The sequence below is a fragment of the Cellulosimicrobium sp. NPDC057862 genome (assembly GCF_042797035.1).
Taxonomy (GTDB): domain Bacteria; phylum Actinomycetota; class Actinomycetes; order Actinomycetales; family Cellulomonadaceae; genus Cellulosimicrobium.
The window spans coordinates 56,050-78,568 of the sequence record NZ_JBHVMH010000009.1; the positions used below are offsets into that span (position 1 = coordinate 56,050).

A 22,519-nucleotide genomic window follows, 5' to 3' on the forward strand; every position below is an offset into this window, starting at 1 on the left:
CAGCGAGACAGCGACGCACGACCGCGGAGACCGGTTCTCCGCGGTCGTGCGTCGCCCTTCCAGCGGCACGTCGCCCTCTCGCGGGCGGGCGTGGCGCCTGCCGTGCACGGATAGGCTCGCGGGATGAGCGCGGGCACCGGGGAGCTGTGGGGCACGATCGCCGGACCCGTCGACCACGAGCTCGTCGTCAAGAAGTCCCGGTTCCTCGCGCACCTCTCCCCCGTCGCGTCCGTCGCCGACGCGGACGCCGTGATCGCCCGCCTCCGCAAGGAGCACTGGGACGCGCGGCACCACTGCGTCGCTCTCGTCGTCGGCGCCCACGCCGACCAGCAGCGCTCCACCGACGACGGCGAGCCGTCCGGCACCGCGGGCGTCCCGATGCTCGAGGTGCTGCGGCACCGCCAGGTCACCGACGTCGTCGCCGTCGTCACGCGCTACTTCGGCGGCGTGCTGCTCGGCGCGGGCGGTCTCGTGCGCGCGTACTCGTCCGCCGTGAGCGAGGCACTCGACGTCGCGCGCCCGGTACGCCGCGCGGTGCTCACCGAGGTGCGCGTCGACGTCCCCCACGCCGACGCCGGCCGTCTCCACGGCATCCTGCGGGACTGGACCGCTCAGCACGACGGCTCGCTCGACGATGTCGTCTACGGAGCCGAGGCGGAGTTCACCGTCCTCGTCCCGCCCGTCGAGCTCGACCGGTTCACCGCCGACCTCGCCGCCGCCTCGTCCGGCACCCTCACCGCCCACCCTGGCCCCGACCGCGTCGTCGACCTCCCCGCCTGACCCCACCCTGCCGAGGTATAACCCCGGTCCGCCGAAGGAGAACCCTGGTTGGTCGAGGTAGAGGCGTGGTCACGGTGCCCGACGGCGCACGGCTGCGTGGGGGTGGTCGTGGTGGGTGGTGGCGCTGTACCTGTGATCCGCCGCCCGTCTGCGAAGCCGCCCGCCCCCGCGCTGGTCTTACACGACAGCGCGCCAGCTGCTGACGATCGACTCGGTGGGACGACCCCAGTCGTCGTCGATCCAGAGGCAGTCGGCGAACGCGTCGGCAGGGGCCGGTGCGACTCCTTGACGCTGAGCGAAAGCGATCACCGTGGCCAGCTCGCTGAGCGACCGTCGGCTCTCGATCCGACCGAAGAGTCCGCCGTAGGTGATCTCGATGAGAGAGACGATGACCGACCTGAGCTCCACCGGATCGATGCCGGATGCTTCGAGCGAGCGGAGCAGCGGCGCAGGTAGCGACCCGGACGAAGCCAGTCCCGTCAGGGGATCCGCCTCGTGCCACGCGTCGAACGTCTCGGGGGTGACGAGCGCGTACTGCCACAGGTGCTCCTCGAGCGCGTCGAGCTCGGAGGCGGACAACCCGACGGAAGCTCGCCAGCGACGAAAGGTCACGAGCCCCGCCGCCTGGCGGGCTCGGACAGAGAGGTCGGAGTACACCGCCGGAGGCGCCCAGGTCAGGTTCTCTCGGCCGATCGCGTAGACCGTGTCATCGTCACCGATCCCCCACGGTGACAAGTCCACGGCGTTGACCCTGCCCTGAGCGTCGAGTCCGGGGTACTGCGTACGAGGTCGGCAGGCGAGGCCGACAGCGATCGGGAATCTCCCATCACGACGGACGACTCCAGTCGAGTCGACGACCGCGGACTTCTCGACGAGGCGGTGCGTGCACCCGTCGACATCGTCGAGCTGGATCTCGACCAGCCCTGGCTGCGGCACGTCGGTCAGCCACCGCGTGACGCGCGCGCCCAGGAAGATCATGACGGCATCCTCCCAGGTTGGGCAGTGTTCACCTTTCCCTCGGCGTCAGTCGCTGACCCCGTCCGGGCCGACGACGGCGCCGTCGGGGACGCGCGAGGAGCCGCCCGGGTCGGCGAGCTCGGCGTCGCCGGTCACGGTGACTCCGGAGCCGAAGGTCCAGTCCCCCCGGACCGTGAGGGAGCGCGCCGCGCGCAGGGACGGGGTGCCGTCGTCGAACCGGGCGTCGAACGCGGCGATGGTCTTGTAGTACGCCGGGTCGAGGTCGACGAGCGGCGCGTCGGTCCGCGCGACGAACCGGTAGCGGTCGTCGAGGTCGTAGACGTCGGAGCGCAGGACGAGGAGGTCGTTCGTCGTCTTGACGGGCAGGAAGCGGTCGCGGCCCACCTCGATGGCGACGGCGCCGTCGAACACCTCGACGGCGGCGCCCATGGCGGACTCGATCTGCACGACCTCGGGCGACGACGGGTCGGTCGGGTCGACGGTCTTGGTGTTCTTGATGAGCGGGAGCTCGAGCACGCCGCCGGTACGGTCGAGCTCGGCCGCGAGCGCCTCGAGGTCGAACCAGAGGTTGTTGGTGTTGAAGTACCGGTGCCGGCCGATGTCGGCGGCGGCGTCCTGGTCGTCCTGCGGGGTCTGGGCGGTCTCGCGCAGGACGAGGCGTCCGTCGCTGCGGCGCACGACGAGGTGGCCGCCCTTGCGGTCGGCGGGGGTGCGACGGGCGACCTCGGCGGCGAAGGGGGCGCCGCTGGCGGCGAACCAGCCGGCCATGGCGGCGTCGGGGGCGGCGCCGAGGTTGTCGGAGTTGGAGACGCTGGCGTAGCGGTACCCGGCGTCGAGCAGCGCGCGGAGGGCGCCGGAGGCGAACAGGGCGGTGTACAGGTCGCCGTGGCCGGGCGGGCACCACTCGAGCTCGGGGTCGGCGGGCCAGTCGACGGGGGTGAGGTCGTCGGCGCGGAGCTTGGGCTCGCGGTTCTGGAGGAAGTCGAGCGGGAGCCCGGTGACGGGGAGGTCGTCGTGGGGGGCGAGCGCGCTGAGGGTGTCGTCCTGGGTGCGGAACGAGTTCATGAGGAGCAGGGGCAGGGGTGCTCCGGTGGCGTGCCGGGCGGCGCGGACCTGGGCGACGATGACGTCGAGAAAGGTGAGGGGGCCGCTGTCGGGGCGCTGCGGGTCGGCGTCGCGCACGGTGAGGAGGGACTTGGCGCGGTCCATGCCCATGGAGGTGCCGAGCCCGCCGTTGAGCTTGATGATCGCGGTGCGCTGGAGCGCGTCGCGGGCGGCGTCGTCGGGGACGTCGAGCGCGTCGCGGTGGGTGACGTCGGTGAGTGGCTCGACGTCCGCCTCGGGGATCATGCCGGTCGCGCCGGACTCGAGAAGCCGGTAGAAGCGGGTGAAGACGTCGATGGCGGCGGGGGCGACTCCGGCGTCGCGCATGCGGTCGGTGGACTGGGTGAGGCCCTGGCTGCTCATGGCTCGATCGTAGGGGCGGGGCCCTGCTCGGGGCAGGGCGGCAGGGGCCCGGCGCGCTCGGGTGAGACGCGGGTCACACGCATACCGTGGGGGGATGGCGGACGGGTGGCCCGGCCGCGTGGAGACGTGGCTGGGGTCGTGGTTCTGGGCACCGGACTACGACGTGGCGCGCGAGGTGCTCCAGCGGGGCACGGCGGCGGTGCTGGTGGTGGCGTTCGTCGTGGTGGTGCGGCAGTGGCGGCCGCTGCTGGGCGAGCGTGGGCTGCTGCCGGTGGGGGCGTTCGTGGCGCGCACGTCGTGGCGGGACGGGCCGAGCGTGCTGCGGTGGCGGTGCTCGGACCAGTTCGTGGTGGGGACGGCGTGGTGCGGGGTGGTGCTCGCGGGGCTGCTCGTGGTGGGGGTGCCGCAGCGCGGCCCGTGGTGGGTGACGCCGCTCGCGTTCGTGCTCCTGTGGGCGGCGTACCTGTCGGTGGTGAACGTGGGGCAGCGGTTCTACGGGTTCGGCTGGGAGTCGCTGCTGTGCGAGGTGACGTTCCTCGTGGGTTGGCTGGGGTCGTCGGGCGGGGGCGTCGCTCCCCCGGCGCTCGTGCTGCTGGCGGCGCGCTGGTGCTTGTTCCGGGTGGAGCTGGGCGCGGGGCTCATCAAGATCCGCGGCGACCGGGCGTGGCGGGACCTCACGGCCCTGAACTACCACCACGAGACGCAGCCCCTGCCGGGCCCGTTCTCGTGGCACGCGCACCATCTGCCGCGGTGGTGGCACCGGGTGGAGGTGGCGGGCAACCACGTGACGCAGCTCGTCGTGCCGTTCGCGCTGTTCGCGCCGCAGCCGGTGGCGAGCGTGGCGGGTGGTGTCGTGGTGCTCACGCAGGCGTGGCTGCTGGTGACGGGGAACTTCGCGTGGCTGAACTGGCTGACGGTCGTGCTCGGGCTGGGGGTGGTGAACGACGACGCGTGGGCGGCGGTGGGGTCGTGGCTGGTCCCGGCGCTCGGAGCGGGCGAGCAGGTGCCCGACGGCGGGACGGGCCTGGGCGGCCCGGCTGCCCTGGTCGGGGCGGTGCTGGGCGTGTCGGCGCTGCTGCTCGTGCTGAGCGTGCGCCCGGCGCGCAACCTCGTCGCGCGCCGCCAGCTCATGAACGCGAGCTTCGAGCCGTTCCGGCTCGTGAACGCGTACGGGGCGTTCGGGTCGGTGTCGCGGCGCCGGGACGAGGTCGTGATCGAGGGGTCGACCGCCAGCTCCCCCGGTCCGGAGGACTGGGTCGAGTACGCGTTCCGCGGCAAGCCCGGCGACGTGGGGCGCCGCCCGCCGCAGGTCGCGCCGTACCACCTGCGGCTCGACTGGCAGATGTGGTTCCTCGCGCTCGGGTCGCCCGGCACGCGGTGGTTCGAGGTGCTGCTGCTCCGGCTCCTGGAGGCCGACCGCCCGACCCTGCGTCTGGTCGAGGCGGACCCGTTCGCGGACGATCCCGCCGGCCCGGCCCCGCGGTGGGTGCGGGCCCGCGTCTTCCGCTACCGGTACTCGACGCGCGACGAGCGTCGGCGTTCGGGCGACTGGTGGGTGCGCGAGGAGCGCGGCACGCTCGTCGACCCGGTCGACCTCGCGCGGCTGCGCCACCTTCTCGGCGTGGGCGCCTGACGCCGGACCGTGCTCGCTCCGGGTCCCCGCCAGCGCCCTACTCGAAGCGGGACGGGTCGCCCGCGCCCGCACGGACGACCTCGGGTGCGCCGTCGGAGAAGTCCACGACCGTCGTCGGCGCGCTGCCCCGCTCGCCGCCGTCCACGACGGCGTCGACGACGTGGTCGAGCTCCTCCTTGATCGCCCACCCGTCGGTGAGCGCCTCGGCCGAGCCGGGGAGGATGAGCGAGCTCGACAGGATGGGCTCGCCGAGCGCGGCGACGATGGCCTGCGCGACCGTGTCGTCGGGGATGCGCACGCCGACGGTCTTCTTCTTGGGGTGGGCGAGGCGCCGCGGGACCTCGGACGTCGCGCGCAGGATGAACGTGTACGGGCCGGGCGTGGCGGCCTTGATGGAGCGGAACGCGGAGTTGTCGACCATGACGAAGTGGCCGAGCTGCGCGAAGTCCGCGCACACGAGCGTGAAGTGGTGCCGGTCGTCGAGGTGGCGGATCCGGCGGATGCGGTCGGCGCCCTCCCGGTCGTCCATGCGGCACCCGAGGGCGTAGCCGGAGTCCGTCGGGTAGGCGACGAGCCCACCGTCCTCGAGGAGGGCGACGACCTGCGCGATCGCGCGCGGCTGCGGGTTGTCGGGGTGGACGTCGAGGTAGCGGGCCATGGCTCCGAGCCTAGGCCCGGCCGTGCGGGTGACCGGCGCTCGTGCCCGGCGTGCCGCCGACCCCGGTTACGCCGGCAGGTGCGCGGCTAACCGCCGCAGCTCCGCCGGGCTCGCGTTGCCGCCCGAGCAGACGACGCCGACCCGACGGCCGGCGAACCTCTCCGGGTCGGCGAGCACGGCCGCGAGCGCCGCGGCGCCCGCGCCCTCGGCGACGGTGTGCGCGGCGGTGAGGTACAGCGCCGCCGCCCGGTCGATCGCGTCGTCGTCGACGAGGACGAAGTCGGCGAGGTGCGCGCGCAGCATCGCCTGGGTGAGCGCGAAGCCGGTGCCGGTGGCGAGCCCTTCGGCCCGCGAGGCGTTGGGCCGCGCGAGGAGGTCCCCGGCGCGCCAGGAGTCGTGCGCGGCGGGCGAGGCCGCGGACTGCACGGCGACGACCTCGAGTCCGGGGGCGAGCGCCCGGGCGACGAGGCACGCGGCCGCGGCGCCGCTGCCCCCGCCCACCGGGACCACGAGCACGTCGAGGTCGGGCGCACGTTCCAGCAGCTCGAGGTACGCGGTCGCGACGCCGGCGACGAGGAGCGGCTCGTTCGCGGCGCTGACGAGGCGGGAACCGTCGTCGGCCGCGAGCGCCGTGGCGTGCTCGCGCGCGTCGTCGAACGTGGCGCCGGCGAGGACGAGGTCGGCGCCGAGGTCGCGCACGGCGTCGGCCTTGGTGGGGTTGGGGTCGGTGGGCATGACGATGGTGCAGGGGGTGGCGGTGGTGCGGGCGGCGTAGGCGACGGCCTGGGCGTGGTTGCCGGTGGAGAAGGCGGTGACGCCGCGGGCGCGCTCGTCGGGGGCGAGGCGCTGGAGGAGGTTGAGGGCGCCGCGGACCTTGAACGCCCCGGTGGGCTGGAGGTTCTCGTGCTTGACGACGAGGTTCGCCCCGGTGGCGCAGTCGAGCGCGGCGTAGGTGCGCGCGGGCGTGGGGTCGAGGTGCGCGGCGAGGAGGCGGCGGGCGTCGAGGACGTCGCGCATCGTGGGCGGGGCGAGGTCTGCGGGAGCCATGGATCCACGGTGCCGCGTGCCATCCCATAGGTCCAATGCCTGTTCTGAGTGGATCGATCGATCGGATCTATGCTTTCCAGGTGCGGGAGTCGAGATGGACCTGACGCGGCTGCGCGTGCTGGCGGCGGTGGCGCGCGAGGGGTCGGTGACGGCGGCGGCGCGGTCGCTGCACTACGCGCAGCCGTCGGTGAGCCACCACCTGGCGCGCCTGGAGGCGGAGGTCGGCGTGCCGCTGCTGGAGCGGCACGGGCGCGGGGTGCGCCTGACCGCGGCGGGGCGGCTCCTCGCCGCGCGGGCGGAGGAGATCCTGGGGCGCGTGGGCGCGGCGCGGGACGAGCTGGACGCGCTGGTGTCGCTCTCGGCGGGCCGGGTGCGCCTGGCGGCGTTCCCGTCGGCGCTGGCGACGCTGGTGCCCGACGTCGTGGCGCGGCTCGCGCGGGACCATCCGGGCCTGGGCGTGGGGCTGGTGGAGGCGGAGCCACCGGAGGCGCTGGATGCGCTGCGGCGTGGCGCGGTGGACGTGGCGCTGGTGTTCGAGCACGATCGCTCCCCCGTCGACGCGGAGGGACTGCGCGCGGTGCGCGTGCTCGACGAGGACCTGTTCCTCGTGCGCCCGGCTGCTGGTCGCCCCGATCGCGACGGCGGCCGGATCGACGCCGCGGAGGTCGTGACCGGCGCCGGCGAGGAGGACCAGGGCCCCTCGGCCGTGCCGGGCGACCTCGCGGCGCTCTCCGACGCGGACTGGATCGCGGGCTGCGAGCGGTGCCGGGCCGACCTGGTGGGCCGTTGCGAACGGGAGGGCTTCACACCCCGGATCGCGTTCGAGACGGACGACTACGTCGCGGTGCAGGCCCTCGTCGGGTCGGGCGTCGGGGTGTCGCTGCTGCCTGCCCTGGCGCTGCGTGCTCACCGGGACGCGCGCGTGCGCGCGCAGGCCCTGCCGGGTGCGGCGCGGCGAGTGCTCGCGGTCACCTACGGGGAACGTCCCTCGCCCGGCGCGACGGCCGTCGTCGACGGGCTCGTCCGGGCCTCGCGCTGACGCGGGCGACCGGCTCCCGTCACCTGGCGCGAGTGCGCTCCCGCGCGGCGCGTGGCACGCTCGCCTCGTGCCGCAGAACACGACCCAGGGGACCGGCGCGAGCATCGCCGTACCGGCCGACGTGCCCGAGCCGCAGCCCGTCCTGGGCGGGCTCACCGAGTCCGCCGTCTTCCTCGTCGTCAGCGCCACGGGGTCGCCCGGGTCGCGCGAGCGCCTGCTGGACGTCGCGTCGTCGGTCAACGACCTGGTGCGCGCGGTGGGGTTCCGCCAGTCGGCCGCGGGCCTGACGTGCGTCGTCGGGCTGGGGTCCGCGTTCTGGGACGCGGTGCGCCCGCCCGGGGCGCCGCGGCCCGAGGGGCTGCACCCGTTCCGCGCCGTGCAGGGCGCGGTGCACGACGCGCCGTCGACTCCCGGCGACGTGCTGTTCCACGTCCGGGCCGACCGGGCCGACCTCACGTTCGAGCTCACCCGGCAGATCATGGCCGCGCTCGGCGACGCGGTGCGCGTCGACGACCACGTGACGGGCTTCCGCTACTTCGACTCGCGCGACCTGCTCGGCTTCGTCGACGGCACCGAGAACCCGACGGGACGGTCGGCCGCGGGCGCCGCGATCGTCCCGGACGGTCCGTTCGCGGGCGGCAGCCACGTCGTCGTGCAGAAGTACGTGCACGACCTCGCGGCGTGGGGTGCGCTGCCCGTCGAGGCGCAGGAGCGCATCATCGGGCGGACCAAGCTCGACGACGTCGAGCTCGCGGACGACGTGCAGCCCCCGGACTCGCACGTGTCGCTGAACACGATCGTCGAGGACGACGGCACCGAGCGCGACATCCTGCGCGACAACATGGCGTTCGGCGACCCGTCCACGGGCGAGTTCGGCACCTACTACATCGCGTACGCCGCGGACGTCGGCGTCGTGGAGCGCATGCTGGACAACATGTTCGTGGGGAGCCCGCCGGGACGGTACGACCACATCCTCGACGTGTCGACCGCGCTGACGGGGACGTCGTTCTTCGTCCCCTCGCTCGACCTGCTCGAGTCGCTCGCCGACGACGCCCCGGACGCCGTCGGGCAGGGCACGCCCGCCGACCCGGGTCCCGCGATCACGGAACCTGTCGAACCCGCCACCACCGCGCCCGTCGGCTCCCTCGCGATCGGGTCGCTGAAGGGAGAGCCGTCGTGAGCACCTCGGAACCGGACCTGGGCTCGGTCGCCCCCACGAGCGGCGCCGGCGCGCCCGGGGACTCGAACCTGCACCGCTGGCTCGCGCCCGTCACGGACGCGGCGTGGGAGGAGATCGCCGACGAGGCGCGGCGCACGTTCGTGCGCAACGTGGCCGGGCGGCGCGTGGTCGACGTGACGGGCCCGCTCGGCTTCGGCACGGCGTCCGCCCGCACGGGCCACGTGACGGACGTCGAGGCGCCGCACGACGGCATCCGGGCGCGCCTGCGCGACGTCGTGCCGCTCGTGGAGCTCCAGGTGCCGTTCACGGTGTCCCGGCAGGCGGTCGACGACGTCGCGCGCGGCTCGAAGGACTCGGACTGGCAGCCGGTCAAGGACGCGGCCACCGCGCTCGCGCGCGCCGAGGACCGCGCCGTGTTCGAGGGGTACGCGGCCGCGGGGATCCGTGGCATCGGTCCGGGGTCGGACAACCCGCCGATCGCGGTCCCCGCCGACCCGCGCGACCTGCCCGACGCCGTCGCCGCCGCGCAGACCGAGCTGCGGCTCGCGGGGGTGGAGGGCCCGTACGCGCTCGTGCTCGACGCCGACCTGTACACGGCGGTGTCCGAGACGCGCGACCACGGGTACCCGATCCGCGAGCAGCTCGAGCGCATGGTGCAGCGCGACATCGTGTGGGCTCCCGCGCTGCGCGGCGGGTACCTGCTCACCACGCGCGGCGGCGACCACGAGCTGACGATCGGGCAGGACGTGTCGATCGGCTACCTCGACCACACCGCCGACGAGGTGCGCCTCTACCTGTTCGCCTCGCTCACGTTCCAGACCTACACCGCCGAGGCGTCCGTCCACCTCACGCGCTGACCCGCGTACCGGCGCGCGTCAGACGACTCCGCCGCCGCCCGCTCAGCCCGCGACGACGGCGGGCGCCGCGAGCACGAGCAGCACGACGCACACAGCCGCCACCGCCATCGACAGCGCGAACGGGGCCCGGCTGCGCGGCCGCACCACGCCGACGAGCCCGGCGGCCACCGCGAGCACGACGGCCGCCCCGCCCAGCGCCCAGACCGCGGCACCCGGCGACCCGGGCGGTGCGAGCACGACGAGGAGCGCGGCCGCGCCGAGCAGCACGGGCGCGAGCACGGAGCTCGCGCGCCGCCCGAGCCGGTGCGGCAGGCCGCGCACCCCGGTCGCGGCGTCGTCCTCCAGGTCGGGCAGGGTGTTCGCGACGTGCGCGCCCACGCCGAGCAGCGCCGCGGCCGCCGCCGCCCACGGCGCGGGCCGCCCGTCCCCGGGCGCTGCGAGCACGACGAACACCGCGAGCAGCCCGAACGAGAGCGCGTACGGGGCCCACGACCACCACGTCGACTTGAGCACCGCGTTGTACGACCACGCGCTCGCGACCGCGACGACATGCACCAGTCCCGGCACCACGCCCGTCGCGAACGAGAGCACCACGCAGGCGCCGAGGGCGACGCACGCCGCGGTGCGCAGGGCAGCGGGCGTCACCAGGCCGGTCACGACGGGCTTGTCCGCGCGCCCGACCGCGAGGTCTCGGCGCGCGTCGAGCCAGTCGTTGCTCCACCCGACGGAGAGCTGGCCGGCGAGGACCGCGAGCGCGACGAGCTTCGTCGTGCGTGCGCCCGCGCCGATCCCGGCCGAGAGCGCGAGCGCGAACGCGGTGACCATCACGGTCGGCGGGAAGTGGCTCGCGACGACCAGCCCCCGCACGAGCCCCCGCGGGCGACCGGTCACCATGGCGGCAACCTAGCCCGGCGGCGGGCCCCGCGCCCGGCACCGGAGCCCTGTCCGCCATCGGCCCCTCCCCCGCGCGGGCCGACCGGGCCGGTGGGACGATGCGGGCATGTCGCGCGTCGTCGCCGTCGGGACCTCCCTTCCCGACCATGCGTACCGCCAGGACGAGATCTCCCGGGTCACGAGCGAGCTGCTCACCGACGACCCGGTGCGACGTGCGCTCACGCGCCGCCTGCACGCCCACGCGGGCGTCGAGACCCGGCACCTCGCGCTGCCGATCGAGGACTACGGCGGACTGACGTTCGGGTCGGCCAACGACGCGTTCCTCGCGCTCGGCACCGACCTCGCGGAGCGGGCGTGCCGTGCCGCGCTCGACGACGCGGGGCTGCGCGCCGACGAGGTGGACCACGTCGTGCTGACGACCGTCACGGGCGTCGGCGCGCCCTCGCTCGACGTCCTCGTGGCGGCCCGGCTCGGCCTGCGCACCGACGTGCGGCGCACGCCGTCGTTCGGGTGGGGGTGCGCCGGGGGCGCGGCGGGGCTCGCCCGGGCGGACGACCTGCTGCGCGGGCGGCCGCGCGACGTCGCGCTCCTCGTCGCGGTCGAGCTGTGCTCCCTGACGCTGCAGCGCGGCGACCCGTCGACGGCGAACCTCGTCGCGTCGGGCCTGTTCGGCGACAGCGCAGCGGCGGCCGTCCTCGTGGGAGACGAGCACCCGCTCGCGCGGCGGCCTGGCCCGTACGGCCGTCCAGCGGCCGACGGCGGGCGAGCGCGAGGGGCACGCGTCGTCGACTCGCGCTCGCACCTGCACCCCGGCACCACCGGCGACCTGGGGTGGCGCGTGGGCGACACCGGGTTCGAGATCGTGCTGTCCGCGCGCCTGCCCGAGCTCATCGGGGCGCACCTGCTCGGGGACGTCAAGGCACTCCTCGCCGAGCACGACCTCGAACCGGCCGACGTCGGCGCCTGGGTCGTCCACGCTGGCGGCCCGCGCGTCCTGGACGCGGTGCGCGACGCGCTGGGGCTCGCGGAGGAGGACCTCGCGCTGAGCCGGGCCTCGCTGCGCGACGTCGGGAACCTCTCGTCGGCGTCCGTGCTGCACGTGCTCGCCGCGACGCTCGGGCGCGAGCGCACGCCGCCCGGCACGCCCGCCGTCCTCATGGCCTTCGGCCCGGGCGTGAGCACCGAGCTCGTGCTCCTGCGCCTCGACGGTCGCGGTGCGCCGCGCCCAGGGGCGCGCGGATGAGCCTCGCCTGGTACGTCGTGCTCGTCGGCGCCACCGCCGTCGAGCGGCTCGCGGAGCTGGTCGTGTCCGCGCGCAACGCCCGCTGGTCGTTCGCGCGCGGCGGCGTCGAGTCGGGCCGGGGGCACTTCCCCGCGATGGTCGCCCTGCACACCGGGCTCCTGCTCGCGTGCGTCGCCGAGGCGTGGCTCGCCGACCGCCCGTTCCTGCCCTGGCTGGGCTGGCCCATGCTCACCCTCGTGCTCGCGAGCCAGGGGCTGCGCTGGTGGTGCATCGCGACGCTCGGGCCGCGGTGGAACACGCGCGTCATCGTCGTCCCCGGCCTCCCGCTCGTGGCGCGAGGTCCGTACCGGTGGCTGCGTCACCCGAACTACGTCGCGGTCGTCGTCGAGGGCCTCGCCCTCCCGCTCGTGCACTCGTGCTGGGTCACGGCGCTCGTGTTCACCGTCGTCAACGCGGTGCTGCTGGCCCGGTTCCGCATCCCGGCCGAGGAGCGCGCGCTCGCGCTCGCCACCGCGCCGGGGGCGTCCACCGACGGCTCGGCGCGCCCCCGGCCGTGACGGGCGCACCGTGAGCGTCCCGGCGCGCACCGAGGTCCTCGTCGTGGGCGGCGGGCCCATCGGCCTGGCCGCCGCGCTGCACGCACGACGGGCCGGGCGCGAGGTCGTCGTGGTCGACCGGCGCGCAGGCGTCATCGACAAGGCGTGCGGGGAGGGCCTGCTGCCCGGCGCGCTCGCCGCGGTGCTCGACCTCGGCGTCGACCCGCCCGGGCACCGGCTCGCGGGCATCAGCTACCGGGACGCGACCCGCCACGCCGACCACTCGTTCGCCGCCGGGCCGGGGCGCGGCGTGCGGCGCACCGCACTGCACGGGGCCCTGCGCGAGCGCGCGCTGGCCGAGGGCGTCGTGATCGAGCAGGCCACCGTCCGAGGGCTGAGCCAGGACGCGCGCGGCGTCGACGTCGCGCTCGACACCTCGCACGGCGCCGCGCACCACGACGACCAGGACGCGGGCGGCCCGCGCACGCTCGTGCGCGCGTCCTGGGTGCTCGGGTGCGACGGGCTGCACTCCACGGTGCGGCGCCTGACCGGGCTCGGCGTCCCCGCGCGCGGCCGCGCCCGGTTCGGGCTGCGCACCCACTACCGCACGGCGCCGTGGAGCGACCTCGTCGAGGTGCACTGGGCCCCGCACGCCGAGGCGTACGTGACGCCCGTCGCGCCCAACGTCGTGGGCATCGCCGTGCTGGCGCGCCGCGGCGACGCGACCGCGGCACGGGGGGACGACGGCGCCTCGGCGGGGCTCGACGCGTTCCCCGAGCTCGCGGACCGGCTGCGCGACGCCCCCGTGGTGGGGCGCGTGCGCGGCGCCGGGCCCCTGCGCCAGCGCGCCCGACGGCGCACGGCCGGGCGGGTGCGCCTCGTCGGCGACGCGTCCGGGTACGTCGACGCGCTCACGGGCGAGGGCGTGCGCGTCGGGCTCGCCCAGGCGGACGCCGCCGTGCGGCACCTCGACGACGCGGCGGCGTACGAGCGGGCGTGGTCGCGCGCGACGCGCGACTACCGCGTCCTGACGACCGGGCTGCTCGCCTGGGCGGGCAGCCCCGCCCGCGGCGCGATCGTGCCCGCGGCGAGCGCCGCCCCGTGGCTCTACGGCGCGGTCGTCGAGCGCCTCGCGCGCTGACCGCGGCGCGCTCCCAGCGCGTCCCCGTGCGCGACGCCCGCGGAGCGGCGGCGGCCGTGTGGGCGCGAGCGGCTACGGTGCCGCCCATGACCTCGCTCGACCTGCACGTCGTCCCCGACCGCTTCCTCCTCGGGCACGTCCCCGGTGCCACGTTCCCCGAGGACGACGAGTGGGTCGCGCTCGTGCGCGCACCCGAGGGGCTCACGGTCGTGCGCCACGCGTCGCCCTTCGACGACGCCGAGCGGTGGGCCGGGTTCTACGGCTCGGCCCACGGGCTGGAGACGACGGGCGTCCTCGCGTCGGTCGTCGGCCCGCTCGCCGAGGCGGGCATCCCCGTCTTCGTCGCGTCCACGTTCCACGCCGACCTCGTGCTCGTGCCCGAGGCGCACCTCGACCCGGCCACGCGCGCGCTGCGCGACGCCGGTCACACCGTCGCCGGACCTCGCTGAGACCCGCGTGCGCCGTGGCAGTCCCGCGGGACGGCGCTCCCGGGGTCCCGCGTCAGTCGCGCGAGACCTCCGCAGCGGCCGTGAGGAGGTCGGCGGCGCGCTCGCGGGTGAGGAACGCCAGGACCGCGTCCTTCTCCCCGACGCGCACGCGGTCCGCGACCTCGAAGCCGAGCGCGCGCATCCGGGCGTGGGCGCGCGCGTTCGCTGCGTCCGGCTCCACGACGACACGGTCCACGCGCGCGTCGGCGAAGCAGAACGCGACGAGCAACGGGCCGACGGCGCCCCACAGGTCCGCCCCGCGGGGCCCCCTCCCCCCGAGCAGGAAGTGCGCGCCGACGTCGCCGGGGCGCGCCGGGTACGCCGCGCCGACCGGGTCGTGCTCCGGCTCGTACGTCTGCAGCAGCGCGACGGGCGTATCGTCCCACCGCACGAGGAACGCGTGGTGCGTGGGCAGGGAGCCGACGTACGCGTACAGGTCGCGCAGCTCCTCCCGGGACAGCTCCGCGAGTCCCCAGAAGCGCGCCCCCGGCTGGGTCACCCAGTCGTGCAGCACGTCGAGGTCGGCGTCGGGGTCGAGGACGCGCAGCGTCAGCCGGCCGCCGCCCGGGGCGTCGTGGGTCAGCAGGAGCTCGCCTGGCGCCCCCGTCAGGAGCCGCCCGCTCCCCGTGCGAGCGACGTCGGCAGCGGGCACGGGGAGGTCGGCCTCGCCACCCGGTCCGGTCGGCACGTCGGCGCGGGTCGCGGTCCTTGCGGGGGTCGTCATCGGGTCTCCTCGTGGCGCAGCAGGGTCCAGTCGGTCACGACGGGCACGGTCTCGGCGTCGGCCCAGGCGGCGAGCTGGTCGGCGAAGTGCGGCGAGCGCGGGTCCCCGCTCGCGCCGAACGGCACGCCCCAGCGGCTCGCGTCCCGGTCGGCGAGGTCCCACACCCAGCGCGCGACCGACCCGCGCACGCACACGTCGCTGATCCCGGGCACGCTCGCGGTGCAGCGCACGGTGTCCGTGTCCCCGCCGAGCGGCAGCGACGGCACGCGCGGCGACGCCGCGCCCGGCACGTCGAGCAGCACGTGCAGGCCGAGGACGCGGTGGGTGTCGCCCCACACGGGCGCGGCGTCCGTCGGCCTCGGGTCCCTCCCGTCGTGGTCGTCCGCGTCCGCGAGCCCGCGGACGACGTCGCCCAGCGCGCCCCACGCCTCGCTCGCACCGTCGATCCCCAGCCAGTCAGCACCGAGCAGTGCCGGCAGCGCGTCCGCGACGCGCGCCGTGACCGAGAGCCACGGGGCGAAGACCGGATCGAGCCCGTGCGGCACGTGCAGGGGCGCGAGCGCCGGGTGCGCGGCGACCCGGCGCGCGAGCGCGGCGCGCCACGCGGCGAACAGGGCGGCGTCCACGCTGTCCGCGTCCATGCGGCGGTCCCACGCGCGCAGGCTGCGTGCGGCGCGCACCGACGCGGGTTCGCGCGCACCCGGGTCGTCCCGGAGCGTGCGCATCGCGCCCTCGGCGACGTCGTCGTCCGTGGCCTCGTCGAGCCAGCGCAGCAGGTCGCCGGCGCCCCCGAGCAGCGTGTCCCCGTGCACGCGCGCCTGGTCCGCGGCCGTCCCGTCGTCCCCGGCCGCGTCGAGCAGCGCGCGGAGGTGCCGCGCGCGGTGCGGCGGTGCGTAGGTGTGGCCGAGGTCGACACCCGGGCGCGCGGGGCGCTCGTTCGCGTCGACGGCGACGTCCTCGACGACCACCGGCGCGGGCGGCACGACCCACGGGCGGGCCCGGGCGACGTCGGTCCACGCGGGCAGGGGCAGCGCACGCTCGGCCGGGTCCCGGTCCGGCACGCGACCCGCGGTGACGGACAGCACGGTGCCGCGGTCCACCGCGAGCACGCGGTCCACCGGGTCGACCCACGTCGCGAACGCGTCCGTGACGTCGCGCGCCGTGCGGGCGCGCAGCAGCCGTCGCCACGCGGCGACGCCGAGGTCGGCGTCGACGCGCGCGGGCAGGCGGACCGCGAACGTGCGGTCGGGGTCCTCCGGACCACCGGTCACGACGACGCCCCGCGCCGTCTCGACCGTCTCCACCCGGTGCTTCACGGGCCCACCGGCGGCGCGCACGCGGACCGTGGCGACGACGACGTCCGCCGGCTCCGGACCGTCCGGCCCGAGCGCCTCGACCCCACCGTCGGCCGTCCGGCGCAGGCGCTCGGCGACGACGTCGACGTGGTGCGCCATCGCGTTCGTGACGCCCCAGGCCGCAGCACCGGCGTGGCCGAAGTGCGGGATCCCGGGGACGCCGGGGAACGCGAGGCCCACGACGTCGTAGTCGTCGCACGCGAGGCGCACCTGCTGGTAGACCCCCGGCAGCTCGAGCAGGCGGTGCGGGTCGCCCGCGAGCAGCGGCGCCCCGCTCCGGGTGCGCGCGCCCGCGAGCGCCCACGCGTTCGACCCCGAGCCGGGTCCGCCATCCACGCCGAGCAGGTCGAGCACGTCGGCGAGCGGCACGTCGGGCCGCGCCCGTGCGACGGCAGCCCCGAGCGTGCGGGCGACGTGGTCGCGCCACAGCACGTGCGGGAAGCCGGAGAAGAGGACGTGCGCGACGAGGAACACGCCAAGCGGCGCCCACGCGGGCCACGGCTCGTGCGGCGGCAGGTCGCCCCCGCCGGGCCACGCCGGGTCCGCGAGCGCGTGCAGCTCGGGCACGTCGCGCCCCCGGGCCAGGCCCTCGTTGACGCCCGCGGTGTACGCGTCGACCCAGGCGCGGTCGTCGTCCGCGAGCGCCGCGTAGGCGCGGCGCGCGGTGTCGGCGAGGCGGACGCGGTGGGCGAACCGGTCCCAGCCGAGGCCGGGCTCGCCGAGTCGTTCGGCGAGGCGTCCCTCGGCCCGCCACCGGTCGACCTCGATCTGCCAGCCGCGGTCGAGCGCGGTGACGTACCCCTGGCCGCGCGCGAGCGCGAGCTCGTCGGCTGCGCGCACGTGCGGCACGCCCCACGCGTCGCGGTGCACGGTGAACCCGCCGGGCGGGACGTCCGGCACGCCCGTGACGACCACGTCAGGCGTCCCGCGCGGCGGGGTTGGCGAGCGTGCCCGCGTAGAGCAACGACGCGGACTGGTCGGCGAGGTCGACCATCTGGAGCGTGTTGCGCAGCTGGAGCCGGTTGAGGCACGAGTGCGCGAACCGCGGTGCCCGCAGGTCGACGCCGCTGCGCAGGTCGGGGTGGTCCGCGCGGTGGGCGTCGAGGCACTCGGCGACGAGGCGCCAGAACCGGTCCTCGGACAGCACCCCGTCCCCGGCGAGGATCGCGGCGAGGTGGCGCAGGACGCCGTCGTACACGTCGGTGAAGACCGCGAGCGCCTTCTCCTCGTCGTCGACGACGGCACGCACGCGCTCGACGCCGGGCGGGAGCGGGGCGTCCCCGAGGATGGCGATCTCCTCGCCGACGTCCTTCATGACCGCGCGGACGACCACGTGGTCGCGCAGGACGAGGATGAGGTTCTCCCCGTGCGGCATGAACGCGAGGTCGTGCGCGAGCAGCGCGTGGGCCAGCGGGCGCAGGTAGGCGTCGAGGTAGGCGCGCACCCAGTCGGCGGGGTCGAGCCCGGACGCGCGCACGAGCGCCGTGGCGTGCGCGGCGCCGTCGGGGTCGCGGTGCAGGAGCGAGGCCATGGTGGCAAGGCGCTCCCCGGGCGCGGTGCGCGGCACGGGGCTCTCGCGCCACAGGGCGGCGAGCATCTTGCGGTGCGGCGACGGGGTCGCGGTGCGGTGGTAGACGTCGCCGGTGTACCCGATCGAGGCGAGCTCGCGCAGCACGGTGAAGCCGCGGCCGCCGAGCTCGGGGTCGGCGGCGACGAGGTCGGCCACCCAGTCGTTGATCGCGGGGGTGTCGCGCATGTAGGCGGGCGACAGCCCGCGCAGGAACCCCATGTTCTGGATCGCGAGCGCGACCTTGACGTAGTGGCGGCCGGGCCGGGTGAGGTTGAACAGCGTGCGGATCGACTGCTGCGGCTGGTACTCGTCGGCCCCCTGACCGACCGGCACCAGGTCGCCGCGCGCGACGTCGGCGGCGAACGTGATGGGCACGCGGTGCTCCCACTGCCACGGGTGCACGGGCAGGTAGAGGTAGTCGGCCGGGTCGAGGCCGCGCGCGGCGAGCCGGTCCGCGAACGCGGCGCGCTCGTCGTCGGACAGCTCGCCGGCGTAGTGCGACGCCTCGTCGAGCCCTGCGCCGAGCGCGAGATGGGTGTGCTCGCGGCGGGCGGCGAGCCACACGAGGCGCACGCGCCCGCCGTTCTCGGGCGCGTACGCGCGGTACTCGGCGAGGCCGAACCCGATGCGCCCGTTGTTCGCGACGAACCCCGGGTGCCCCTCGGTCATGGCCGCCTCGACCTCCTGGAAAGAGGCGCCGAGCAGGTCGACGGCGCTCGGGCCGCCGGTGCGCTCGTACCGCTCGGTCTTGGCGGTCGCGCTCGCGAGCGTCGAGGACACCTCCTCGAGGTAGGTGGCGAGCAGGTCGTCGGGGATGTCGAGGTCGGGCTGGAGCTCGACGACGAGGTCGAGCGCGTCCACGGGCAGGTCGCGCGGCACGCGCGCCTGTGCGGACGCCCCCGGCGGCACGGCGGTGCGCCGGATCGACGCCTCGTCGAGCACCCAGTGCTCCAGCGCGTAGCGGCGCGCGACGAACCGGTACTCGACGGAACCGCCCGCGACGGGCAGCACGTACTCGCCCGGGCCGTCCCCGACCGGCCAGACCTCGGCGCGCGGCGCGAGCAGGCGCTCGTGCGTGAGCTCGGCGATCGCCTTGGCGACGAGGTGGCGGTGCGCCCGGTCGGCCAGGTCGGGCCGCAGGTGCGGGGCGAGGTCGACGCCGTCGCCCAGCGGGCTCGCGTCCAGGTCGGCTCGGGTCGCGACCGCGAGGTGCGCCGTCTTGCCCGGGAGCTCGAGCGCGCGCAGCACGCGGAACCCGGCCGCCGCGTTCTTCGCGGCGATCGCGGCGTTGCGCACGTCCGGCTCGACGACGACGCGCCGTGCCCCGCGCCCGGCGGGGTCGAGGCAGAACCGCACGACGGCGCCCATCACCGCGGACGTGAACCCGCTGCGCGCGGGTCCCGCCGGCGGCGCGACGAGCAGGTGCATCCCCACGTCGCCCGGCTCCAGGAGCGCGACGGCGGCGGGGACGTCGGCGAGCGTGACGCGCGCCGGGTCGTAGGTCTCGACGAGGAACGCGGGCACGCCGTCGACGCGGCCGAGCCACGCGTCCTGGTGCGGGTCGGCGGTCACCTCGGCGAGGTAGGCGCGCACGCCGTCCACGTCCAGGTGGCCGAGCTGCCAGAACGCCGAGCGCGGGTGGGCGAGCCAGCCCTGCACGAGCGCGGCGTCGCGCGCCGGGTCGACGGCGTCGAGCGAGACGTCAGCACGGCCGGCGCCGAGGCGGACCCGCACCGCGAACGCGGGGTCCGGGGTCGCGGCCGGAGCACGGTCGCCCGCCCGGGGTACGGACGACGGGGTGGTGATCACCGTGCTCATCGGGCCTCGCCTCCCGCGTTCTCGCCGACGGTCACGGGCGCGCCTGCAGGGGTCGTGGTGGGAGACGTGGCCGCGTCGTCGGGCAGGCCGAACGTCTGGAACGCGATGCGCTCCTCGACCGGGTACACCTCGCGCCCCGTGACGGTGCGCAGCACCACGGCGTTGCGCCACGCGGCGAACCCGAGGTCCGGCGCCGTGATCCCGTGCGTGTGCTCCTCCCCGTTGAGCACGTGCACGCGGCGCACGTCGTCGACCGTGTAGTCGCGCGCGACGTCGAACCGCCCGAGCTCGTCGAACCGGAGCAGGTGCCGCACGGGGTCGAGGAACGCGGGGACCGCCGCGGCATAGCCCGTCGCGGCGACGAGCGCGCGCGTGCGGCGCTCGACCTCGCGTCCGAGCTGGGCGTGGCGCAGGCGCAGCACGTACTCCCCCGCCTCACCGGACCCCGGCTCGTAGCGCGCGGCCACGACCTCGGTGTCCGTGAGCAGCGTCGTCGGCACCGGGCGGTCGAGGCTCAGGCGGTAGAGCGCGTCGTAGATCTCGTCCACGAGGTCGCCGCTGATCCCCTTGTACAGGCCGCGCTGCTCGCGGCCGAGGAGCTGGCGCAGCTCGAGCGGCAGCGCGTGGAAGTGGTCGGTGTACTCCGGCGACGTCATCTCGAGCGTGAGCTTGGTGTACTCCATGGGGAAGAAGCGCGGCGAGCGCGTCACCCAGTCCAGCCGGTACCCGGGTCCGTGCGCGTCGCCGTGCACTCCCTCGAGCAGGTCGCGGTACACCTCGGCGGCCGACTGGCCGCTGCCGACGACCGTGACCGAGCCGGAGTCGACGAGCGCGTCGCGGTGCGGCAGGTACCGCGCGCTGTGCACAAGCGGCCCGGCGCCCGGGTGCTCGCCGCGCGCGACCTCGTCCGCGAGCGCCCGCAGCGCGGGCGGCAGCACCGGGGCGGTGCCGACGCCGAGCACGAGGTGGCGGCCGCGGTGCTCCTCGGTCGCGGTGACGGCGCCGTCGGTGTCGAGGACCTCGGCCCGCACGACGAACGCGTCGGCGGCCGGGTCGTGCTCGACCGCGACGACGCGCCGCGACCAGCGCAGCGACGTCAGCCGCGCCGCGACCCAGCGGCAGTAGGCGTCGTACTCGGCGCGCAGCGGGTAGAACGACTCGCGGATGTAGAACGGGTACAGCCGGCCCGTGGCCTTGAGGAACGCCAGGAACGAGTACGGCGACGTGGGGTCCGCCATGGTGACGAGGTCCGCGAGGAACGGGACCTGGATCGTCGCGCCCTCGATCATCATGCCGGGGTGCCAGCGGAACTCCGGCGCGGCGTCGAGGAAGACGGCGTCGACGTCGTCGAGCGGCGCGGACAGCGCCGCCAGGCCGAGGTTGAACGGCCCGATGCCCACCCCGACGACGTCCCGTACGCGGGCCGGGTCGTGGCTCGCCGCGCCGTGGCTCACGGTCGCGGCGCTCACCGGGCCACCGCCCCGGCCGTCGCGAGCGAGGCGACGAGGTCCGCGGCGTGCGCGTCGTCGCCGTCCTCGTCCCCCAGCAGCGCGTCGCGCTCGACGAGCGCCTGCGCGGTCGTGCGCACGAGGTCGAGGACGTGGCGCACGTCCGCCAGGGTCACGGTCGGGTTGAGGAGCGTGAGCTTGAGGCACGGGACGCCGTCGAGCACGGTCTTGGCGACGACCGCGCGCCCGGACTCGAACAGCACGCGGCGCACGAGCGGCACGAGCCGGTCGGCGTGCTCCGCCGCCAGGCCCGGCGGCTCGTACCGGAACAGGACCGTGGAGAGGTCTGTGCGCCCGACGACGCGCAGCACGGGGTCGTCCGCGAGGTCGGCGTGCACCGCGGCGGCCAGGTCGCACACCGCGTCGACCATCGCGCCGACGCCGTCCGGGCCGAGCGCGCGCAGCGTGGCCCAGAGCTTGAGCGCGTCGAAGCGCCGGGTCGTCTGCAGCGACACGTCGACCTGGTTGGGCTCGGCGTTCTCGCGCGGGTTGAGGTAGTCGGCGTGGTGGGCCACGCGCTCCAGGTCGGCGCGCTCGCGCACGATCAGCGCGCTCGCGGACACGGGCTGGAAGAACGCCTTGTGGTAGTCGACGGTCACCGACCGCGACCGCTCGATCCCGTCGAGCAGGTGCCGCCGCGTCGGGGACACGAGCAGCCCGCAGCCGTACGCTGCGTCGACGTGCAGCCACACGTCTGTCGCGTCGCACGCGTCCGCGACCGCGTCGAGAGGGTCCACGCAGCCGCGGTCCGTCGTGCCTGCCGTCGCGACGACCGCCATGACGACGTCGCCCGCCGCGCGCACCGCGCCGATCTCCGCGGCGAGCGCTGCGGGGTCGAGGCGGCCGTCGGTGTCGGCCGCGACGTGGACCACGGCGTCGTCGGCCAGGCCGAGCAGCAGGGCCGAGCGGGCCACGCTGAAGTGGCTCGACGCGGCCGCGAGGACGCGCAGGCGCGGCAGCAGGGTCGACCGGCCGGGACCGCCCGCTCGGGCTGCGCGCTCGACCGCGCGCTCCCGGGCGAGGAAGAGCGCGTGCAGGTTGGACTGCGTGCCCCCGGAGGTGAGCACGCCGTCGCCCGCGGCGTACCCGATGCGCCCCGCGGTCCACGCGACGACGCGCCGCTCCATGAGGGTCGCGACGGTCGACTGGTCGAACGTGTCGACGGACGTGTTGATCGCCGCGAGCATCGCCTCGGCGCCGACGGCGGGCAGGGCGACCGGGCAGTTGAGGTGGGCGACGTAGGCCGGGTCGTGGAACCACACCGCGTGGGTCGCGTAGAGGTCGGCGGCCTCGCGCAGCGCCGTGTCGGTGCCGACGCCCGCGGAGTCCAGGTCGACCGCGTCGACGAGCGCCTCCAGCTGCGCGCGGCTCGCGCCCGACCACGGCTGGGACACAGTGGCCACGCGCGCGGCCACGTCGTCGACGACGGCGTGCAGGGTGCTCGCGTAGTCGCCCGCGGTGGTGCCCGTGAGCAGGGCCGCGGCGGTCGAGGTACCGTGCGTGGGCGCGACGGATCGTGCTGAGAGCATGGCGAGGCTCCAAGTACGGGGAGAGGACCGTCACGGATCGCGACGGGGCAACCTGAGGTTTGCCTTGCCTAACC

The 22,519-nt window shown here is 75.9% G+C and carries 19 protein-coding genes; 9 read left to right on the forward strand and 10 right to left on the reverse strand.

Features of this window, described 5'->3' with window-relative positions; translation table 11 throughout:
* Positions 1-123 precede the first annotated feature (123 nt).
* The gene (locus ACFVN3_RS12745) at positions 124-780 is read left to right on the forward strand and encodes a YigZ family protein (protein WP_378233216.1); all 657 of its coding nucleotides are present in this window, start codon (positions 124-126) and stop codon (positions 778-780) included.
* Between the two features lie 177 nt (positions 781-957).
* Here ACFVN3_RS12745 and ACFVN3_RS12750 read toward each other — a convergent pair whose 3' ends face one another.
* Together ACFVN3_RS12750 and ACFVN3_RS12755 are read right to left on the reverse strand one after the other, a co-directional pair.
* Complete coding sequence (locus ACFVN3_RS12750; protein WP_378233217.1) at positions 958-1,758, reverse strand: hypothetical protein; 801 nt, start codon at positions 1,756-1,758, stop codon at positions 958-960.
* 45 nt (positions 1,759-1,803) lie between these two features.
* Positions 1,804-3,225, reverse strand: a complete 1,422-nt coding sequence (locus tag ACFVN3_RS12755; RefSeq protein ID WP_378233219.1) for a UTP--glucose-1-phosphate uridylyltransferase — start codon at positions 3,223-3,225, stop codon at positions 1,804-1,806.
* Positions 3,226-3,319: 94 nt separating this feature from the next.
* Here ACFVN3_RS12755 and ACFVN3_RS12760 point away from each other — a divergent pair, with 94 nt between their 5' ends.
* The gene (locus tag ACFVN3_RS12760) at positions 3,320-4,858 is read left to right on the forward strand and encodes a lipase maturation factor family protein (protein ID WP_378233220.1); all 1,539 of its coding nucleotides are present in this window, start codon (positions 3,320-3,322) and stop codon (positions 4,856-4,858) included.
* A gap of 37 nt (positions 4,859-4,895) precedes the next feature.
* Here ACFVN3_RS12760 and ACFVN3_RS12765 read toward each other — a convergent pair whose 3' ends face one another.
* Together ACFVN3_RS12765 and ACFVN3_RS12770 are read right to left on the reverse strand one after the other, a co-directional pair.
* Entirely contained in the window at positions 4,896-5,516 is a 621-nt protein-coding gene (locus tag ACFVN3_RS12765; RefSeq protein WP_378233221.1) for an L-threonylcarbamoyladenylate synthase, read from the reverse strand.
* A gap of 66 nt (positions 5,517-5,582) precedes the next feature.
* Complete coding sequence (locus ACFVN3_RS12770) at positions 5,583-6,563, reverse strand: threonine/serine dehydratase (protein ID WP_378233222.1); 981 nt, start codon at positions 6,561-6,563, stop codon at positions 5,583-5,585.
* Between the two features lie 94 nt (positions 6,564-6,657).
* Between ACFVN3_RS12770 and ACFVN3_RS12775 the strand changes: the two genes are divergently transcribed.
* From ACFVN3_RS12775 to ACFVN3_RS12785, 3 genes are all read left to right on the forward strand, one after another.
* Positions 6,658-7,602 carry a LysR family transcriptional regulator gene (locus ACFVN3_RS12775; protein WP_378233223.1) on the forward strand — a complete coding sequence of 315 codons (945 nt, stop codon included), beginning with the start codon at positions 6,658-6,660 and terminating at the stop codon, positions 7,600-7,602.
* 67 nt (positions 7,603-7,669) lie between these two features.
* A complete protein-coding gene (locus tag ACFVN3_RS12780; RefSeq protein ID WP_378233224.1) occupies positions 7,670-8,782 on the forward strand; it encodes a Dyp-type peroxidase in 1,113 nt (370 codons plus the stop codon).
* Entirely contained in the window at positions 8,779-9,639 is an 861-nt protein-coding gene (locus ACFVN3_RS12785) for a family 1 encapsulin nanocompartment shell protein (protein ID WP_244286154.1), read from the forward strand. The genes ACFVN3_RS12780 and ACFVN3_RS12785 overlap by 4 nt, the downstream gene beginning before the upstream one ends.
* 42 nt (positions 9,640-9,681) lie before the next feature.
* Here the strand turns inward: ACFVN3_RS12785 and ACFVN3_RS12790 are convergent, their stop codons facing one another.
* Positions 9,682-10,533, reverse strand: a complete 852-nt coding sequence (locus tag ACFVN3_RS12790; RefSeq protein ID WP_378233225.1) for a UbiA family prenyltransferase — start codon at positions 10,531-10,533, stop codon at positions 9,682-9,684.
* Positions 10,534-10,639: 106 nt separating this feature from the next.
* On the opposite strand from ACFVN3_RS12790, the gene ACFVN3_RS12795 reads away from it, so the two are divergent.
* From ACFVN3_RS12795 to ACFVN3_RS12810, 4 genes are all read left to right on the forward strand, one after another.
* Positions 10,640-11,776: a type III polyketide synthase gene (locus ACFVN3_RS12795; protein ID WP_378233226.1), complete on the forward strand. Its 1,137-nt coding sequence runs from the start codon at positions 10,640-10,642 to the stop codon at positions 11,774-11,776.
* Positions 11,773-12,333 carry an isoprenylcysteine carboxyl methyltransferase family protein gene (locus tag ACFVN3_RS12800; protein ID WP_378233227.1) on the forward strand — a complete coding sequence of 187 codons (561 nt, stop codon included), beginning with the start codon at positions 11,773-11,775 and terminating at the stop codon, positions 12,331-12,333. The genes ACFVN3_RS12795 and ACFVN3_RS12800 overlap by 4 nt, the downstream gene beginning before the upstream one ends.
* A gap of 10 nt (positions 12,334-12,343) precedes the next feature.
* Positions 12,344-13,453 carry an NAD(P)/FAD-dependent oxidoreductase gene (locus ACFVN3_RS12805; RefSeq protein WP_378233228.1) on the forward strand — a complete coding sequence of 370 codons (1,110 nt, stop codon included), beginning with the start codon at positions 12,344-12,346 and terminating at the stop codon, positions 13,451-13,453.
* Between the two features lie 86 nt (positions 13,454-13,539).
* Positions 13,540-13,902 (forward strand): ACT domain-containing protein, encoded by a 363-nt coding sequence (locus ACFVN3_RS12810; protein ID WP_378233229.1) that lies wholly within the window; start codon positions 13,540-13,542, stop codon positions 13,900-13,902.
* A 52-nt stretch (positions 13,903-13,954) separates the two neighbouring features.
* On the opposite strand, the gene ACFVN3_RS12815 is transcribed toward ACFVN3_RS12810, so the two are convergent.
* Genes ACFVN3_RS12815 through ACFVN3_RS12835 form a run of 5 tightly spaced genes read right to left on the reverse strand, consistent with a single transcriptional unit; the run spans position 13,955 to position 22,445 of the window.
* Entirely contained in the window at positions 13,955-14,665 is a 711-nt protein-coding gene (locus ACFVN3_RS12815) for a GNAT family N-acetyltransferase (protein WP_378233230.1), read from the reverse strand.
* Positions 14,662-16,935 carry a penicillin acylase family protein gene (locus ACFVN3_RS12820; RefSeq protein ID WP_378233231.1) on the reverse strand — a complete coding sequence of 758 codons (2,274 nt, stop codon included), beginning with the start codon at positions 16,933-16,935 and terminating at the stop codon, positions 14,662-14,664. The genes ACFVN3_RS12815 and ACFVN3_RS12820 overlap by 4 nt, the downstream gene beginning before the upstream one ends.
* A 1-nt stretch (position 16,936) precedes the next feature.
* Entirely contained in the window at positions 16,937-19,408 is a 2,472-nt protein-coding gene (locus ACFVN3_RS12825; RefSeq protein ID WP_378233233.1) for a GNAT family N-acetyltransferase, read from the reverse strand.
* Positions 19,405-20,877: a lysine N(6)-hydroxylase/L-ornithine N(5)-oxygenase family protein gene (locus tag ACFVN3_RS12830; protein ID WP_378233234.1), complete on the reverse strand. Its 1,473-nt coding sequence runs from the start codon at positions 20,875-20,877 to the stop codon at positions 19,405-19,407. Before ACFVN3_RS12830 ends, ACFVN3_RS12825 begins: the two co-directional genes overlap by 4 nt.
* Positions 20,874-22,445, reverse strand: a complete 1,572-nt coding sequence (locus ACFVN3_RS12835; RefSeq protein ID WP_378233235.1) for a pyridoxal phosphate-dependent decarboxylase family protein — start codon at positions 22,443-22,445, stop codon at positions 20,874-20,876. The genes ACFVN3_RS12830 and ACFVN3_RS12835 overlap by 4 nt, the downstream gene beginning before the upstream one ends.
* Between the last annotated feature and the right edge of the window lie 74 nt (positions 22,446-22,519).

Bases quoted from the DNA above. Each gene is read 5' to 3' on its own strand.
- ACFVN3_RS12765 (WP_378233221.1), bottom strand. From the start codon at position 5,516: ATGGCCCGCTACCTCGACGTCCACCCCGACAACCCGCAGCCGCGCGCG.
- ACFVN3_RS12795 (WP_378233226.1), top strand. From the start codon at position 10,640: ATGTCGCGCGTCGTCGCCGTCGGGACCTCCCTTCCCGACCATGCGTAC.
- ACFVN3_RS12750 (WP_378233217.1), bottom strand. From the start codon at position 1,758: ATGATCTTCCTGGGCGCGCGCGTCACGCGGTGGCTGACCGACGTGCCG.
- ACFVN3_RS12755 (WP_378233219.1), bottom strand. From the start codon at position 3,225: ATGAGCAGCCAGGGCCTCACCCAGTCCACCGACCGCATGCGCGACGCC.
- ACFVN3_RS12745 (WP_378233216.1), top strand. From the start codon at position 124: ATGAGCGCGGGCACCGGGGAGCTGTGGGGCACGATCGCCGGACCCGTC.
- ACFVN3_RS12815 (WP_378233230.1), bottom strand. From the start codon at position 14,665: ATGACGACCCCCGCAAGGACCGCGACCCGCGCCGACGTGCCGACCGGA.
- ACFVN3_RS12760 (WP_378233220.1), top strand. From the start codon at position 3,320: ATGGCGGACGGGTGGCCCGGCCGCGTGGAGACGTGGCTGGGGTCGTGG.
- ACFVN3_RS12810 (WP_378233229.1), top strand. From the start codon at position 13,540: ATGACCTCGCTCGACCTGCACGTCGTCCCCGACCGCTTCCTCCTCGGG.
- ACFVN3_RS12800 (WP_378233227.1), top strand. From the start codon at position 11,773: ATGAGCCTCGCCTGGTACGTCGTGCTCGTCGGCGCCACCGCCGTCGAG.
- ACFVN3_RS12790 (WP_378233225.1), bottom strand. From the start codon at position 10,533: ATGGTGACCGGTCGCCCGCGGGGGCTCGTGCGGGGGCTGGTCGTCGCG.
- ACFVN3_RS12825 (WP_378233233.1), bottom strand. From the start codon at position 19,408: ATGAGCACGGTGATCACCACCCCGTCGTCCGTACCCCGGGCGGGCGAC.
- ACFVN3_RS12770 (WP_378233222.1), bottom strand. From the start codon at position 6,563: ATGGCTCCCGCAGACCTCGCCCCGCCCACGATGCGCGACGTCCTCGAC.
- ACFVN3_RS12835 (WP_378233235.1), bottom strand. From the start codon at position 22,445: ATGCTCTCAGCACGATCCGTCGCGCCCACGCACGGTACCTCGACCGCC.
- ACFVN3_RS12775 (WP_378233223.1), top strand. From the start codon at position 6,658: ATGGACCTGACGCGGCTGCGCGTGCTGGCGGCGGTGGCGCGCGAGGGG.